The 15,105-nt window shown below is 45.7% G+C and carries 19 protein-coding genes; 9 read left to right on the top strand and 10 right to left on the bottom strand.

Annotated features, from left to right (window positions below; translation table 11 throughout):
• Window positions 1-42: 42 nt before the first annotated feature.
• Entirely contained in the window at window positions 43-210 is a 168-nt protein-coding gene (locus tag BLX24_RS33435; RefSeq protein ID WP_218160721.1) for an RNA 2'-phosphotransferase, read from the bottom strand.
• Window positions 211-287: 77 nt separating this feature from the next.
• On the opposite strand from BLX24_RS33435, the gene BLX24_RS26440 reads away from it, so the two are divergent.
• The gene (locus BLX24_RS26440) at window positions 288-908 is read left to right on the top strand and encodes a hypothetical protein (RefSeq protein ID WP_143092820.1); all 621 of its coding nucleotides are present in this window, start codon (window positions 288-290) and stop codon (window positions 906-908) included.
• 39 nt (window positions 909-947) lie between these two features.
• Here the strand turns inward: BLX24_RS26440 and BLX24_RS26435 are convergent, their stop codons facing one another.
• Window positions 948-3,296, bottom strand: a complete 2,349-nt coding sequence (locus BLX24_RS26435) for a PDZ domain-containing protein (protein WP_071506240.1) — start codon at window positions 3,294-3,296, stop codon at window positions 948-950.
• 156 nt (window positions 3,297-3,452) lie between these two features.
• On the opposite strand from BLX24_RS26435, the gene BLX24_RS26430 reads away from it, so the two are divergent.
• From BLX24_RS26430 to BLX24_RS26415, 4 genes are all read left to right on the top strand, one after another.
• Window positions 3,453-4,022: a Crp/Fnr family transcriptional regulator gene (locus BLX24_RS26430; protein WP_071506239.1), complete on the top strand. Its 570-nt coding sequence runs from the start codon at window positions 3,453-3,455 to the stop codon at window positions 4,020-4,022.
• A 75-nt stretch (window positions 4,023-4,097) separates the two neighbouring features.
• Window positions 4,098-4,688, top strand: coding sequence for an HD domain-containing protein (locus tag BLX24_RS26425; RefSeq protein WP_071506238.1), 591 nt, complete (start codon window positions 4,098-4,100; stop codon window positions 4,686-4,688).
• Between the two features lie 108 nt (window positions 4,689-4,796).
• Complete coding sequence (locus tag BLX24_RS26420) at window positions 4,797-5,270, top strand: hypothetical protein (RefSeq protein WP_071506237.1); 474 nt, start codon at window positions 4,797-4,799, stop codon at window positions 5,268-5,270.
• A 30-nt stretch (window positions 5,271-5,300) separates the two neighbouring features.
• Entirely contained in the window at window positions 5,301-5,489 is a 189-nt protein-coding gene (locus BLX24_RS26415) for a hypothetical protein (protein WP_071506236.1), read from the top strand.
• Here BLX24_RS26415 and BLX24_RS26410 read toward each other — a convergent pair.
• The 5 genes from BLX24_RS26410 to BLX24_RS26390 are packed head-to-tail and all read right to left on the bottom strand — an operon-like array spanning window position 5,467 to window position 10,000.
• Window positions 5,467-6,315: an HIT family protein gene (locus BLX24_RS26410; RefSeq protein WP_071506235.1), complete on the bottom strand. Its 849-nt coding sequence runs from the start codon at window positions 6,313-6,315 to the stop codon at window positions 5,467-5,469. The two genes, BLX24_RS26415 and BLX24_RS26410, sit on opposite strands and share 23 nt — an antisense overlap.
• Complete coding sequence (locus BLX24_RS26405; RefSeq protein WP_071506234.1) at window positions 6,308-6,853, bottom strand: RNA 2'-phosphotransferase; 546 nt, start codon at window positions 6,851-6,853, stop codon at window positions 6,308-6,310. Before BLX24_RS26405 ends, BLX24_RS26410 begins: the two co-directional genes overlap by 8 nt.
• On the bottom strand, window positions 6,853-7,950 hold the full coding sequence (locus BLX24_RS26400) for an HNH endonuclease domain-containing protein (RefSeq protein ID WP_071506233.1): 1,098 nt from the start codon (window positions 7,948-7,950) through the stop codon (window positions 6,853-6,855). The genes BLX24_RS26405 and BLX24_RS26400 overlap by 1 nt, the downstream gene beginning before the upstream one ends.
• Window positions 7,951-7,953: 3 nt before the next feature.
• Window positions 7,954-9,060: a phosphoadenosine phosphosulfate reductase family protein gene (locus BLX24_RS26395; protein WP_071506232.1), complete on the bottom strand. Its 1,107-nt coding sequence runs from the start codon at window positions 9,058-9,060 to the stop codon at window positions 7,954-7,956.
• Window positions 8,975-10,000: a hypothetical protein gene (locus BLX24_RS26390; RefSeq protein ID WP_071506231.1), complete on the bottom strand. Its 1,026-nt coding sequence runs from the start codon at window positions 9,998-10,000 to the stop codon at window positions 8,975-8,977. Before BLX24_RS26390 ends, BLX24_RS26395 begins: the two co-directional genes overlap by 86 nt.
• Between BLX24_RS26390 and BLX24_RS26385 the strand changes: the two genes are divergently transcribed.
• Both BLX24_RS26385 and BLX24_RS26380 read left to right on the top strand, forming a co-directional pair.
• Window positions 9,988-10,743: an ATP-grasp domain-containing protein gene (locus tag BLX24_RS26385; RefSeq protein WP_083422198.1), complete on the top strand. Its 756-nt coding sequence runs from the start codon at window positions 9,988-9,990 to the stop codon at window positions 10,741-10,743. The two genes, BLX24_RS26390 and BLX24_RS26385, sit on opposite strands and share 13 nt — an antisense overlap.
• A gap of 41 nt (window positions 10,744-10,784) precedes the next feature.
• Complete coding sequence (locus tag BLX24_RS26380) at window positions 10,785-10,964, top strand: hypothetical protein (RefSeq protein ID WP_071506229.1); 180 nt, start codon at window positions 10,785-10,787, stop codon at window positions 10,962-10,964.
• Window positions 10,965-11,250: 286 nt separating this feature from the next.
• Here BLX24_RS26380 and BLX24_RS26375 read toward each other — a convergent pair whose 3' ends face one another.
• The 3 genes from BLX24_RS26375 to BLX24_RS26365 all read right to left on the bottom strand — a co-directional run bounded on the left by BLX24_RS26375 (window position 11,251) and on the right by BLX24_RS26365 (window position 14,358).
• On the bottom strand, window positions 11,251-12,114 hold the full coding sequence (locus BLX24_RS26375) for a DUF4435 domain-containing protein (protein WP_071506228.1): 864 nt from the start codon (window positions 12,112-12,114) through the stop codon (window positions 11,251-11,253).
• Between the two features lie 22 nt (window positions 12,115-12,136).
• The gene (locus BLX24_RS26370; protein ID WP_071506227.1) at window positions 12,137-13,564 is read right to left on the bottom strand and encodes an AAA family ATPase; all 1,428 of its coding nucleotides are present in this window, start codon (window positions 13,562-13,564) and stop codon (window positions 12,137-12,139) included.
• 308 nt (window positions 13,565-13,872) lie between these two features.
• Complete coding sequence (locus BLX24_RS26365) at window positions 13,873-14,358, bottom strand: helix-turn-helix domain-containing protein (RefSeq protein WP_071506226.1); 486 nt, start codon at window positions 14,356-14,358, stop codon at window positions 13,873-13,875.
• A gap of 326 nt (window positions 14,359-14,684) precedes the next feature.
• Between BLX24_RS26365 and BLX24_RS26360 the strand changes: the two genes are divergently transcribed.
• Both BLX24_RS26360 and BLX24_RS32855 read left to right on the top strand, forming a co-directional pair.
• Window positions 14,685-14,921 carry a hypothetical protein gene (locus BLX24_RS26360; protein WP_071506225.1) on the top strand — a complete coding sequence of 79 codons (237 nt, stop codon included), beginning with the start codon at window positions 14,685-14,687 and terminating at the stop codon, window positions 14,919-14,921.
• On the top strand, window positions 14,918-15,073 hold the full coding sequence (locus BLX24_RS32855) for a hypothetical protein (protein ID WP_177225930.1): 156 nt from the start codon (window positions 14,918-14,920) through the stop codon (window positions 15,071-15,073). The genes BLX24_RS26360 and BLX24_RS32855 overlap by 4 nt, the downstream gene beginning before the upstream one ends.
• Window positions 15,074-15,105: the final 32 nt, after the last annotated feature.

Raw genomic sequence — 15,105 nt, 5'->3', positions numbered from 1 at the left:
ACTTAACCGTTATTATGAAAAGTACCGGACACGGACCAATTACTACCATCCGGCCTGAAAATTACCGTTAATGGATAAATAAGCGGGCGGGATATGATCCGTTAGCCAAACCCCGTTTTCATCGAGGGTAATGCCGATGGCCTGAGGCTTGTGCCTGAGAACAAGGCTCAGGAATTTGCTGATTTTAATAGATTCTGATGCGGTAAGCATGTTGGTTATACATTTGTTAGTGCATAATTAAAGGAAAATGTGTAAAGTGCTGTACGTTAAACTTAACATCAGTGATTTTGAAAACTACAGGTGCTTATGTTGTCTTCGTAATAATTTTATTCCTGACCGTTTGCTGTGAAACGAAGCGCGGGAGTGTTCTTGAGACTAAGCGTTTTCGCAGTCTTAGACCAACTAATAAGCCAGGTGTTGTTCCGCTTGCGTTCACAATAGAACGTAAGCGGTTAGGGCCAATTAAAATCGGAATGCGAATAAATGAGGCGGATGCCTATTGTAAACAGCTTCAAAAAAAAACCGTTGAAGCGTGGCTGTATGGATACGATGGCGGTGGTGAGGCGTACCTCTATTTCAACGGTGAACAGGACGTATTTGCCCTGATTCCATGGGCAGATACAGATACGATTTTAGCAATCGTTGTGCTCGATTCGCAATTGAAAATGAAAAATGGCCTCGGGCCGCATTCTACAATCAGTACCTTGATGCGGAGTTATCCGGGTATAAAGCTCTATTACAATCAAATGATGGAATGGGAAAGTTGTGAAGATCCTCGGAACGAATTAAGTTTTGTGTTTGCAACAACGCCCGAAAGTCAAATCGGAACTTATGACGAAGATACTGACCTACCTTCGACAAAAATCAAACGGCCCCATGCTAAAATCGACTGGATTGTCATAAAATAAGATCCGTCTACTGTCACAGACCCGCTATGTGTTCACCTGTTATTTGAGCCGGATCTCCACTTCCTTCATCTGCTGATTGTGCAGCATCGTGGCTTTTACATGCCCCTGCCACATCACCGTTTGCAGCAGGCTCAGCATCTCCGCGACGCCGGCAACCGCCTGACCGTTGATCTGCCGGATGACGTCGCCTGGCTCCAGCCCGCTCCGGGCGGCAAGGCTGTTGGGGCTGACACTGACCAGCAGCACACCCTGTTGGTCCGGAGCGCCCGACGCCGACTGCTCGCCCAGGGTTTCCAGATTTTTGATGGTGGCTCCGAGCCACACCGTCGTGGCACCGGCTTTACCGGCCGCCAGCAGCTGGATACCGGTAATGGCCGGACGGGCCGCCAGCTTCCGGAGGGCCGGACTGACCACGCCGAACGCATCCATCGGGAAATTCCTGAAACCCGCCGCCAACGCTTTTGAACCCGGTTTCACCCTGAAATCGCCTGCTGCATCATCCATAAACTGCGGATTGCCCTGCATGCTGTTAGGGTCGGTATGGCGGGCCTGTGCCTGTTCAAGCGCTCCGGGTGCTATGAAAAAATTATGGTCGACCCGCTTGCCCCAGACCGGCACACGGATAGGTGCATAGCCGGTCGTGACAATGTTGTGCTCGAAAATGTCCTCACTTTTCGCATACCAGACATGCGGATGAAAGGTATTGTTGACCAGGATATTATTCGTTACCGTCCGGTTGAAGCCCTCGCGGAGTTTCAGCCCGCCGTTCAGGCACAGGTTGTTACTGATGTGGTAATTACTGCTGCCATCGTCGAGGTCGATGTCCCAGCCGTGCTCACAGTGAAACCGGTTGTTACGGAGCGTAATCGGTTTGATGACATCGGCCAGGGGCAGGGTAGGGTACTGCTCCACGAGCGCGTTCACATCACTGATGCCCGGAAGCCAGAACCGGTCCCGCCCCCATGAGTTAAAAGCCCCGTGGTCACCGGTTTCGAGAACTGTATCAAACACATCGTTGAACGCAATGTCGTGGCCCCCCCAGCAGCCGTCACCGATGTTGATGCCCGCACGCGGCACCTGATAGATCGTATTGTGACTTACCGTAATGGCCATTGCCATGCTGATTTCGACACCGGCCACCTGCTTTTCAATCGTACCGATGTGATGAATCAGGTTGTCGTGTGCCGTACATTGTGCCGGATAATTATCGGTCTTCGGGCCGGGTGTCTTATCCATGTCTGCAACCGGCACTTTGTCTTCGTACCGGAACGCGGGCGACCGCACGGCATCGGGGCTACCTACAAACGCAACGGCATTGCCGCCAATGTGGTGTATGTGGTTGTGTTCGATAGTAATCGCCCGGTTGAACCGGCTCACAAATACCGCATGACCGCCCAGATACTGAAACGTGCAGTTTCGGATGACACAGTGCCGTGCTCCTTCGGTCAAAACGGCGCCACCCCGGTAGATGGTCCAGTCGCTGCGGAGAAGCGGTTCGCGGGTGAGCATAAAGGTGCGGTTGGTGCCGGTAAAGGTCAGGCCGGTGAGCGTAACATGTTCGGCCGGGGCTTTTTGCGTGCCGGTGATACGGATAAGCCCGTCACTGACGGAGCGTTCGAACCGCGCGGTGTTTAGGTCCATGCCCGTTGGCGGGTAGCAGTAAAGCGTACCGGTATCCGCGTTGTAGAACCACTCGCCGGGAGCGTCAAGTTCTTCAAAAATGTTCTCCACAAACCGGTGTTCCCGGTGCATAGGCGCAGGGCGGTTGTTTTGCCAGCCGCCTTCCAGATGCAGGCTATCGCCGGATTTGCCGGTAATCCGGTAGTGAAAGTCACCCCATTCGCCCTGATGCAGGGCATGCACGTAGCCTCCCGCCGGATTCGCCCATGTCCGCACCCGCCGGGGGCTGATGGCGTCGGCGGCCGTCCCGTTGAACACGCGGGCGTCGGGTGTGGCATTCGGGTAGCGGGCCATCGGCAGCGGCAGACCGTTGGCATAGAGCTGATCAATGGTTAGTCCTTTCGCCAGGCTGGCTTGCAGGATCGGGCCTTTCCATGGTTTCCAGTCGGGCCGAAGCGGCGCTGCACCACTCAGTACCACCGGTTCGTTCGGGGCTGCGGCAATTTCAAGCCGGTGGCCATTCAACAGGTCGGGCGTAATGATGACGGGTTGCCCGAGGGCATACCGGCCCGCCCGCAGGCGGATGGTAACCTCGGGGCTTTTAGCGGTTGCCACCTTCCGGAGGGCGGCTTCCAGCGTCTGGAGCGGGCGGGCGGCCGTTCCGGCAGCGGCGTCGTTGCCATCAGGGGCCACATAAATTACCATCTGGCTATAACTTCGGGTGAGCAGACCCATCCAGATCAGCAGCAGGATAACTGGTTTTTTCATTGGGCAGGAGGGAGGGGCGGCTTTGTCACGGCGTCCCTTACCGGTAAAGCAGATTTTCGCCGAAATATAAGGGTTGGCGGCAAAAAGAGGGGCGGCGAACGGCCGTAAGCCTTGCCGGTTTGCCTGCCATTGGTGCTTACCTGCTAAATTTGCCTTATGGAAGAGCTTCTCACGTATTTGCTTCAGTACGGCGAGCTGGATACCCGGCAGCGTGCGCTGATTCAGGAGAAGGCGCGCTGGAAGACCATCGCCAAAGGCGCTTATTTTGCCGAAGCCGGTAAGGTGTCTGCGCAGATCGGATATGTCACGGAGGGTGTGTTCCGGGTCTGTTACTACGATAAAACCGGCGATAGTTTTACCCGCTACTTCGTGTATGAAAACCGGTTTGTGGTCGACATGAACAGTTTCCGCGACGAAACACCCTCGGCCGAGTACATCGAAGCCATTACCGACTGCCGGGTGCTGGTGTTTTCGAAGGCAGACTTCATGCAGCTGTCGGTGCAGATTCCCGGCTGGGATGACATTTTCGTAAAAATCACCTCGTACGTACTGGAGAACAAACTGAAATTTACCGGTAATATGCTGGTGCAGGACGCGCAGCAGCGGTACCTGAACTTTCTGTCCCATTATCCCGGCCTGGCCAACCGCGTACCGCTCAACATGCTGGCGTCTTATCTGGGCATCACCCCCTCGTCGCTGAGCCGGATCCGGAAAAATATCCCCTGACCGCATTTCTTGTCATTTGGCAATTGCGGTTCGCCGGTGGTGACTGAATTTTGTGGCATAAACCAACACAAGCCGATGGAATCAACGGATCTTTTCAGACAAATCGAGTTTATTAAGGAAGTAGACAAACTCAAGTATATTGTCCGCAAAACAAAGTTGTTTAACAGTGACCGGAACGAAAACGACGCTGAACACAGCTGGCATTTAGCCCTGATGGCGATTGTCCTGGCCGGTCATGCAAACGTGCCGGTTGATTTGCTTAAAGTCGTTAAGATGCTGCTGATCCATGATATTGTCGAGATTGACGCAGGTGACACCTTTATTTACGACACGCAGAAAAGCCACGACAACACGGCCGAAGAGCGGGCGGCGGCCAACCGGATTTTCGGCCTTTTGCCCGAGGCGCAGGCTGCTGAGCTGATGGCGGTCTGGGAGGAATTTGAAGCGCAGCAGACCAACGAGGCAAAGTTTGCCCGGGCGATGGACCGGCTTGAGCCGCTGCTACAGAACACCTCCAACAACGGCGGGACCTGGGCCGAGTTCGGGGTGACGTATGAGAAGGTCTACACCAAAAAGCAGGTGATTCAGCAAGGCTCGGCCACCATCTGGCAATACGCCGAACAATTGATCAACGAAAGCGTCGACCGCGGGATTTTGGAGCGGTAGGGAGGGAAATCGAATAAATGATATATTTGAAGGTAGTATCATTTATCCTCGGACTCTCATGCCCAAACAAGTCAGTCAATACGATAAAATACTTCGGCAACTCCACAGATGCCCACGCGGCTTGACCGGCCGAACCTCCGGTTTGATTTCCCGCTCATTGCCTTTGCCGCACTTGACTACAGGCTTTTTCTGCGGTCGGACCGCCCTGAAGAGGTCTTGCTGAGTATTCTGGCAAATTTTGACGGTGACCCTTCCGAACAGGCACTGCTACAGATTGTCAGAAGGGTTGAAGAAACGAGTAGCAGTGATTTTGCGTTAAAAAAGCATATCAATCAGTTGCGCGTGTTGGCACAACTGCGTAAATTAGGCATTAAACTGAAAGCAGCGATGGATAGTATTCTTCCCTTTATCGACCCTGAACAAGACGCTTTTTACCTTATTGGTGAAGAACGAACAGAAGAGCGCATTGTTCGGAATTTGTTAACAAAAATGAAGTTATCTGTTGAACAAATAGCCGATGTTGCCGGCGTAACAGTGGATTTTGTAAAACGGGTTCGGCAGAAAATGGCTGACGGACAGTAATCGTTTTAGGCAATAACTTTTTCTACACCTATGCCCGCTTTAGCCGACCGGTTCGGAAAAAAAGAACCGCGCTACCCCAACCGCTTCCGCGACCTCATGGAGCGGATTTCCCGCAAACGCGCCTTCGATACGTCGGCAGGGACGGAAGAAGAAAAATACGCGCAGGGAAAAGTTTTCGGTAATTTCTACGAGTGCTTTACCGCTTCACTACATTCCTGACTCCTCCGCCCGGATTGGGTACGTCGCCTTTGTAACGCGGAATCAGGTGTATGCTCGCATGAGCGAATTTTTGTCCGGCGGCTTGTCCTATGTTTAGGCCAACGTTAAAACCATCGGGCGCAAAACGCGCTTTTATGATCTCCTGAACCTTATTGACTACCTGCCAGCATTCGTTTTGTTCCGAAAGCGGTAAATCAAAGAAGCTGGCAACGTGCCGCTTAGGCGTCACAAGTGAATGGCCCTTACTGACCGGATAGCCGTCCAGAACAGCGTACGTCAGCGCCGTTTCGGTCAGCAGTTCAAGCGTTGGTTTGGGTGAGCAGAACGGGCAACGGGTTAACTCTCCAACTAGCCGGTTAATGTGCTGATATTCATAAAATTCCGTGTTCTCATTCAGGAAAACCGACTTAAACGGTAGTTTTACATTACACTGATAAACAGGTTTGCCGTGTAACTGATGCGTTCGAAAACCGTCGCGGGTAATATCGCGCCGAACCGCAAAATAAGCACGGCCGTCGGGTTTCAGAAGACTCGAAACGTTCATGAGCACATCGGTTTGCTCGTCGGGAAACAACACATTCAGGACGTAAAAGCAAACGATGGTGTCAAACTTTTCGGTTGGGAGTTCGGGAAAATAATGCGGGTCGTATCCGGTTGCTTCAATCCCTTTGCTTCGTAAAAAGCGCACATCCTGCCCGAATCCGCAGCCGTAGTCCAGCACTCGTCCCTGAATTAGTTTTCGTTCCAGCAGCATTCGGATAGGCAACGAAGGCGTATCACGTTGTTTGGCCGTAAGGTGGCTGTAAGGGTTTTGCGGGTTACTCATAAGACAAATAAGAAACAGGTACATGCTCGGTCAGCCAAACGCCATTGGTTGACTGGTAAAAGATATGGCCGTTGTCGGCCATTGCCCCGGCTTTAACCAATAAAATTACAGGCTTACCGTGACGACTGCCGACCATGCGGGCCGTTTGTTCATCGGCACTTAAATGCACATGCTGTCTGTTCATCTTTTTCAGTCCTTCCTGTAGAATAGCATCCAAAAAGCGTATAGCAGTACCGTGATACAGCACTTGAGGTGGTTGTTTGGCAATCAAACCCAAATCAACCTCAATAGAATGACCCTGATTAGCGCGAATACAGCTTTCATCGGCGTTGAATGCAAACCGTTTTTTGTTGTTGGTTTCTACTATATGCCGGAGTTGGTCAAGAGTAATAGGATGGCCTTTGTCTGCTAATTTTGATAGTAGCATAGGCACGTCTGTCCAACCGTTTTCGTCCAGCTTAATGCCAATTTCTTCAGGTTTATGACGAAGAACAAGGCTTAAGAGTCTGCTGATAGTTTGTGCTTGTTTGTCGGTCATTACGATTTCTGATAGATAAATGGATACGAAAACCCCATATTCTGCGCTGTTTGCAGTTGAGGCATGATAACGTGGCCTAGCCGTTCCTGAAACCACTCAAACGAGTGCTGTTTTATGCCCTCGGTGCTCTCCCGAAAAGCAATAGAATAATCTTCCAGCTTCTTTTCATCACCTGCATTGGCGAAAAACTGAAAGGCATCAAATTGAAGCCGGGCGAATTTCTGAAAGTATGAGTCGGTATCGGGTAACCGGTCATTTTTGGCCGAATTCACCGCTTTAGTTGTTGGCACTAAGTTCCAAAGCTGATCATGGGCCACGAATGAAAACGGCAGATAGTGGTCGATGCTAAGGTTCGCTTTTGTAACAGGCTGGTTGGAGTAGATGCAAGGCAGGCCAGGGTTTTGAGCTAAATATGCTGTCCAGAACGGTCTTGCTGTTTTAAAATCCCGGTCAACAGGTCTTTCAAGCTTTTCGGATAATGCGCTGACATTCGGGTTATTTTTCTGTAAAAAACGCACAAGATGCCAGTGAATGAAGCCCCGTAAAATGTACTGGTATTGTTGGAAGTACTGCGCCCAAACGTCATGAATGACAATATAATCACCATCAAACCAATAAGGAGCTTTAACGCTTTGGTTAGCTAATCTGACAGTTTCATTGTTGACATGACCATCGGGCAGGCCTTTGGTTTCCTGGTCAAAAAAGGGACGGATAAACCGGAAAGGAACCCAGCGAAGTAGTGATTTTACACGTTGGTACACAACTGTAAGCTCTGCTTCTGATAACCCTATTCGTAGTTGCTCGATAAGGTCAGGAGCGTTCTTTCTGGTGTTTACATCCAGGTGGGATGATATGAATTTAGCAATTTCCCTGAATTGGTCCTGTGAGCCAAAAGATAGCTTGTAGTAGTCAAGCGGATACCATACAGAGGCCATCATTTGAAGGGATAAATCTGACATGGCTATTCGTGTTTCTCCCGTTTTCCGGAGTTGGTCAAGGATAGCCAGAAACCAGTAAAACTTATACGAGTTAGTGGTTTCTTTGAAGACTCTTGACAGACTCTGAACAGCAATAATATCGCTATAAGGCAGTTCCATAACTCAAATAAAACAAGCTGCACATCCTTCGCCTTCGGTTTCGTCGAGGATGCCGAGCAGGTAGGGTGATTTGGTTTTTTGTTTGTTGCGGGCCGTCCGCTTTATGTACTCGGCCTTGATGGCTTCCATCCGTTCGGGCCGGATCATGTCTTCGAGCCGTTCGTCGTCGTTCCAGGTGTAGCCTTCTTTTTCGTACTCCATCGCGGCCGCAAAACGGTCGGGGTGCTGTTCGTAGAGCCAAATCCATTCGATTTTCTGCTGATAAAAGCAGAAATAACAACCCGAACGGCTCCGCGAATAGTGCCCCGTTTGCCCGTTTACGGAAAAATCGACCTTGTTGTAATACGCCGGAACACCCACGCCACATTCTTCGAGCAGCCGGAAAATGTCGTCGCGGACCAATACCTCGTCGTTTTCCAGCAACGGAAAACCGGCTTCGGTCGCCAACGGATAAGCCGTTTGTTTCAGGAATTGAAAAACTAACTGATTGAATAGCTTCGTGTCGGTATCGAGCAGCAGGTTCAGTTTTTGCGGCTGCGTGAAACTGAACGACAGTGGTTTGCTCAGCAAGTCGGCAAAGCGGGTGCTGCTGTTTGTGTCGGGTAGTTGTTCCAGCAGACCGGCCACCGTTTTCAGGTTGTTGTTTGCCAATACCTTGCTGATGACGTCTTCGCTCCAGATATTTTTCCGGAAGGGGAAAATCGACTGAATGTTGCTCTTTTTGGAGATATACCCTTCGCGGTCTTCGTCGCCCCGGATGCCCACGTAAGAGATAACCGGTGTGGTGCCGACAAGTTTTTCAAACGGATCGAGTTTCAGCTTTTTCGTACACCATCTGGAATTTGAAGACGGCAGGTAGCCCCCGTAAAGCTGTAGGTAGTGATCAAACGGATTTTGGGTGCTTTTTTCGGCAGCCACTAACCGTGTAATCGGTTTGCCCAGATAGACCTCCAGATTTTTAATGAGTTGGTAGGTTTCGTCCAGTTCCTTACCGGTGTCGCAGGTGTAGTATTCGATATCGAGTTCAGGATACCGCTGCTTCATGTAGATGGCCAAAGCCGCGCTGTCTTTGCCACCCGAAATACCGAGTACGTGTCTGACTTTGGTCATTTTTTGCGTAAATCTTTCTATTTGTCGGTAAACCTGCAACCTTATACCGTAAAAGACTTCGTTCACTTACCTCTAACTGGTCCTGCTTCACCGGTAGCGGAATCCGGACAAGGTCTTTGCTGATTCCATCGACAAACGAACTGATTTCCAGACTAAACACCTCCTCCTTTGCTGTGTCTACATCGGCTTTGGCAAGGTGGGTCAGGTTGTCGAGGTCGCGGATAATGCGCGTGAACTTGTCATATAAGACGTGCTCATCGGCGTCGCGTAACACATCGAGTGAGCGACCGACGACCGCCTGCGCCATAGAGTTAAGCCATGCCTTGCGGTCGTCAAGCTGTGAGTCAAGGCGTTGCACAAAGGTTTTTTGGCTTGGTTGCAGCAGGTGACGGCTCAATTTCTGAAAACGGGCCTGCAAACGGGGTTTATACTCGGCAAAACCGATCTCTTCGCCGATAAACTCATGCAGGATAAAGGTTTCAAAACGGCTGATCAGCGCGTCGTAACAGGTCCGGATTTCGGTAATTGCCTGTTGCAACGTGCTGATATAGGTTTCAAAAACATCGTCGGAGACCTGTAAGCTATCAAACGAATACCCAAGGGCCAACGGGAAATCATCGAAAAACGTTTTTTCCGGTTCGCGGGCATTCGCAATTGCCTCGCGCACGGCAAGCGCTTCGCGGCTCAACCGGCGTGTATTCCGCGCATATTCGGGCAACTCCCGGTAAAATTTCAGGAAGGGCTTAACGGTATCAACAAAAAGCTCGTTACTAAACTGCAGCTGCGTACTCTGATTGAGCAACTGCCGGTAGCTGTTGAACAGATTGAGCCGGACCCCATCGACCCCAAATGCCTTTATCGCGTAATTTTCGGGGTTCTTAACGAGTAAGTCCAGGATGTCTCCCGAAAGTTCCGGCACATAAACACCTGCTTCAAACAAGGCAAAGTCGTTATAACGTTTTTGCCATACGGCCCAATCACGTGCCTTTTCTCGTCGATAAATCAGGCGGTTTGCCGGTTGTTGCCAAACAGCTGATTGGCTCTCAAGGGTCCGGCGTGTCGATCCTGGAGACACCGCTTTCTACGAATACAACTTTGGAGAGTTTCTCAAAGGCTGGTATCCCTGTTAAGCTTCAGCGGTTTATTAAAGCGCTTGCCAGTTCAAACGGACAGGCAACCGATATACGAGCCATTGTGGTAGGGGATAAAGTGGTAGTGGCCATGGAACGTACCGCCAATAACGGTGATTTCCGGGCGAACCTCTCAAAAGGTGGTAGCGGCCGCCGAATCGAATTGACCGACGACGAAACGCAAATGTGTATTGATGCTGCCAAAGCGGTAAAACTGGAATTTGCCGGCGTGGATCTGATCCGGGAAAAGAAGGGTAAAACGTATGCGACGGAAGTAAATGGTAATCCGGGAACGGGCATTATCGACATTACGGGCCATAACTACTTTATCGACCTGGTTAAACACATTGAGCAGAAAACGGGTAAGCGGTCATCAACACAAGCAAAGCCCAAGGAGGAAAGTAAACAATCAACAGCCAACGCTGAAAGTAATTACATGGGCCGGTTAGCTGAATACAAACAGCTAAAGGCTAAGGAAGCACAATCAGGTTTAACCTTCCACGAACATGCTCGTTTAGTTTGGCTTCATGCTCGCGTAGAGTGGTGGAAATAACCGGCCCGATATCATACCAACATTTCAGACAGCTAAAGGAAATGTCAACAGAAAGAGAGTTAGAAGGCATGAGCCTGATGAAAAAGCTCATGGGTAAGAAAAAGCGCAAGGAAGCGCTAACGGCTGATGAAAAGCGGTTGTATGATTATAATCGGCAGCAAAGTAAGGAGTACGCGGGTGTAATTGGCCTGCCATATTCAGACCGGCAAAACCAAGAATAGCCATGAAAGAGCAACGTAAGCCAAGGGAACCCCAGCATATCTCTGTTTATGTGGACAAGTTTTTGTTGAAAAAAAGGTTATTTACTTATCCGGTAAATAGTTACAATAACAAACAAAAAAAGTAAGAAACGAGCAAGCAATTAAATAATAGGATTTTTTCTTTAATTTATGAAGACTAAAACTTAGTTTAAAAAATAAGTTTTAGTCTTCATGTATATACTATAAATTTAAATACTATTTCTTGGTTTGCCAGATACAGTAGTAAAAATTTTATAATTTCTTAAACCTAACTCTCATTTTTTGGTACTCTGGATTCAATAGCAAGTTTTAAGTTTTTTAAGCTTGTAAGGCTACAGTTAAGCAGTAAATTCATTTTGGCTGATTCTAGTGAAGGTTTATATCCCTTTTTTATTATTTCACACATTTTAAATAAAACTATTGGGATTAGATAGCTTTTTCCTGAAATAATCCTTAAAAAGGTTTCTTTATTAACGGGCCATCTCCTTTTTAAATTATTAAGTTCACTCTCGTATTCACTAGTTGATATAGCCTGAAGGATTTCTCTTTTACATGATTCAATTTCGGCGTTAACTAAATCTATTTTGAATTTTCCTCTTATAAAATATTTGTCGGCATTAAATAAAGTAAATCTACTAAGAATTTTATTTGTTATTGCAAAGTGAAAGAATAGATTTATTAAAGCATGAATATACTCGTTAATCCAGTTCTCATAATTAACTGATTGACTTATTGACTCCATTGTTAACGTTCCTGTTTGTGTGTACAGGTAAAAGCAAATAGAGTCTTCTTCAATTAAAAAATTTTCAATACAATATGCATCTAGTACATATAAATCAGGCATTACTCTGTTGGTATCGTTTATAAGGTCAATATCTCCATCAACAATATATAGTTTTTTTCTGGTGGTATCATTATCATCTTCACAATGACGAATCACCTCTGACTTTGGACCTAGTTGTGTTAAGTCGTTTATCTTTACGTGACTATCCTTTAATAGTTTATTTAGTAAAACTTTATAAAACTCTTTAGAATCTTGATTGTCTTCTGTATAAATATCAATATCATTTCTATATACAAAAAAGCTAGAATAAACTCTTCTTACTTCACTACTATAGCTTAAAGGATCCATAAAGTGCTATGTATTTATAATACTATTTATTAAAATTTGAATAACTTAAATCTTGACAAAATTTTTGCATACTCGTTTTAGCGATAATTGCAGGAGAATGTGTAGCAAGTATAAATTGAGTTTTAGGACTAGCCTCCATTATAGAATCAACAAATAACTCTTGCCAAGCCAGATGAAGCGATAATTCTGGTTCATCAATTATGAAAACTCCTGATGGCTTTTGATCTTCTTCAAAGATAAGATGGGCTACCATAATAATAATTTGTTTTTCGCCTGAAGACAAATCTCCTAAGTCGGTTCTCGTTCCATTAGGAAGCTCAACAGTCAATTCCCCGTCTTTATCTATAATTAATTTCTTCTTACCTTCTGATAAAAAATTTGTTACAATAGACTCAAGCCTTTGTAATGGCTCTCTTAATTTATTTATCTCTTCTTGGTACTGTTGGCTAAATTTTATTATAGTATCAATTTGCTGAAGTTTACTGCTGTTGTATAAAAATTCTATTAATATATCAAGCTGTTCCGCAGGGAATGGCGTGTTTTTATTAGTTTCATTTTTTGGGTTATCATTGCGATTTATATTTACAACCTCATGTGTTTTTTCTAGAAGCTTATAGATATGCTCAAAGAATATATTTACACTACCTTCTAAATAAGATAGCCCTAAATCATTAATAGCATTGTTTAAAATTTCTTGTTTTTTTAGGAAAACTGGGCGTGATTCTGGTGATAAAATTGACCTGTTTTGAGGTCCATATTCAAGATATTTGAATGCATCTTGCAATATTACTTGTCTGAAGTTTTCACTTGTCTTTATTTGTTTACTTTTTATCTTATCTATATAAGAAATAATTAATGTTTCTACTTCATTTAAGCTAATATCTAAAGAGCGAGTTTGTAATAAATCATGTAAACTTTTTCCTCTGTGGTTAGAATGAAATTTATCAAGGTATAAACGTTTTATTAGCTCTTTGTCTTTTATAGAATTATCTGTGTCAATAACACTGCCCTCTCTTATTCTTCTATCTAATCCTAAAAACTTAGGTGTACTCAGGCTTTGAATAATACTTGTAACTTCTAATGATTCAAATTCATTTGTTCTTTCTTCAAGTGTTTGAATTTTATTGTAAAAAGAATCGATTTCTATGTCATTTTTTATGTATAGATTTTTTCCTTTCTTGATAGATAATAGAAGTTTGCCTCCATTTCGAGAAGCTTCTATTATAATAATTTCTTTATTTTGGTCATCGTACAATGAGACTCTGCAAAATGAATATTCTATTTTACTGAGAAAAACGTAAGATGGAGATACAAGCCCCAATATTAGTTTTAAAACAGTAGTCTTACCGGAGCCATTAATTCCAATCAAAAAAGTTACACCAGGAAAAAACTTAATATCAAAGTTTAAATATCCATGAACTCTTTCTGCTTCAAAGCGTGTAATTTTCATTTTGGTTTACAGTATAGTTATAATGAGCAGATCGAAATTTAATTATTTTGCCCTAACGTTCATATAAAAGTCGCTTGATGTGGCGACTTACTCAAAATTATATGGTTTAAGTACACTTTAGAGTACACTTCAAAAGCAAAAACCCTCAAAACATGCCGTTTTGAGGGTTTTATTAAATTCTAGTGCACTCGTAGGGATTACGTCCTGCACTCTAATACGTTATATAAGCCGCTTATATATAGCCAATTACCTGCACGTGGCAGATTGGTGTACCCCAAATTGTACCCCAAAGAAACAAAAAAACCGGCTTATGAGCCGAATTTTTTGAAAACCCACCCCAACTCAGCGCCCTGAATGACCTGAAAGGGAGTGTTTCTGATTCCTTGTGATACAACCTGGCTGTTGGGGACACCTTCAGGCTTTCCCAGTAGCTCCTTTTGATACTGTATTACGCTCTTCAGGTCTTCAATGATTGATTGCTTTTCAGCAAGCAAACCTTTAAACTGAGTCTCAAGGCGTGATAAATAATCCTGTAGGTAACTATCTCCTGATGTATTAGAGCTAGGGGCTGATTTTCGAAACATATCACCTTCTCCCATTAACAACCAGTCTCTACTTACGTTTGGGTAGACTGTAAATATGGATTCTAATACGTCATAACTAGGCTTCCCCTTTCCATCAGAGATATAGTTTATCGTTGACGACGATTTGTCTATCGATTTAGCGAACGCCAAGTTTGACATCTTCAATGCCTTTATTAGCTCCACTAATCGGCCATTAATTGTTGCTTCCATAGTTCAATCAGTTGTATTAGATGTTGAGCACTTAAACTGTATCTGTATTAGATGCTGCTTATTCTTTGCGTTTAAAGACTCGAATAGTCGGTAAAACAGAGACTAAAGCCAGTATTAACAAAGCCATAAGTGAAAAATATTCATAGCTTTTAATGTGCTGGTAGTCAATAACTTATTATTGAGTATTCCTGAATATTAGAAAATAGTTAGCGATTTATTAGGAATTTGTGATTAATAATCGCTAATATTGTCCTAACATTTCAGTGTAAACATAATAACATTTTGCTTACACAGTAACGAAATGTTACATAAACGGCAAAAAAACTATGAGATTCTTAGATCAGGAGCTGATAGACAAATACGAGAAGCTGCCGAAATCGGGAAAGTCTATCTTGATTCAGGCCGCCAACAGCGAGTTGGGCTACTTTGCCCCGACGAACTGGGTTAATCGGATGACTACCAGAAAAGGACAGCCTACGCCGGCGCAATATGATTGGCTTAAAGCTAAAATCGAAGAACTGTACAGTTACTACAATCCTTTACCAGAGGGCGTTACACCATGAGCTATGTAAATAAATACCTGGGCGATCTGCCCTCGTTAAGTCAGACAAAGCGGAAGCTGATCCGGACTGTGAATGCAGAAGTGATCCGGAAGGAAGCTGAAATCACTGAACTGAAGGAAGTAGAAAAGCTTCGCACTAAAAAAGTTCTGTAGTTAAACTCCTAACCACCTACTACGATGCCAAT

Source organism: Arsenicibacter rosenii, from assembly GCF_001870735.1.
Lineage (GTDB): Bacteria > Bacteroidota > Bacteroidia > Cytophagales > Spirosomataceae > Arsenicibacter > Arsenicibacter rosenii.
Note: the sequence above shows the minus strand (reverse complement) of the source record. Positions and strands in the feature narration are given on the sequence as shown.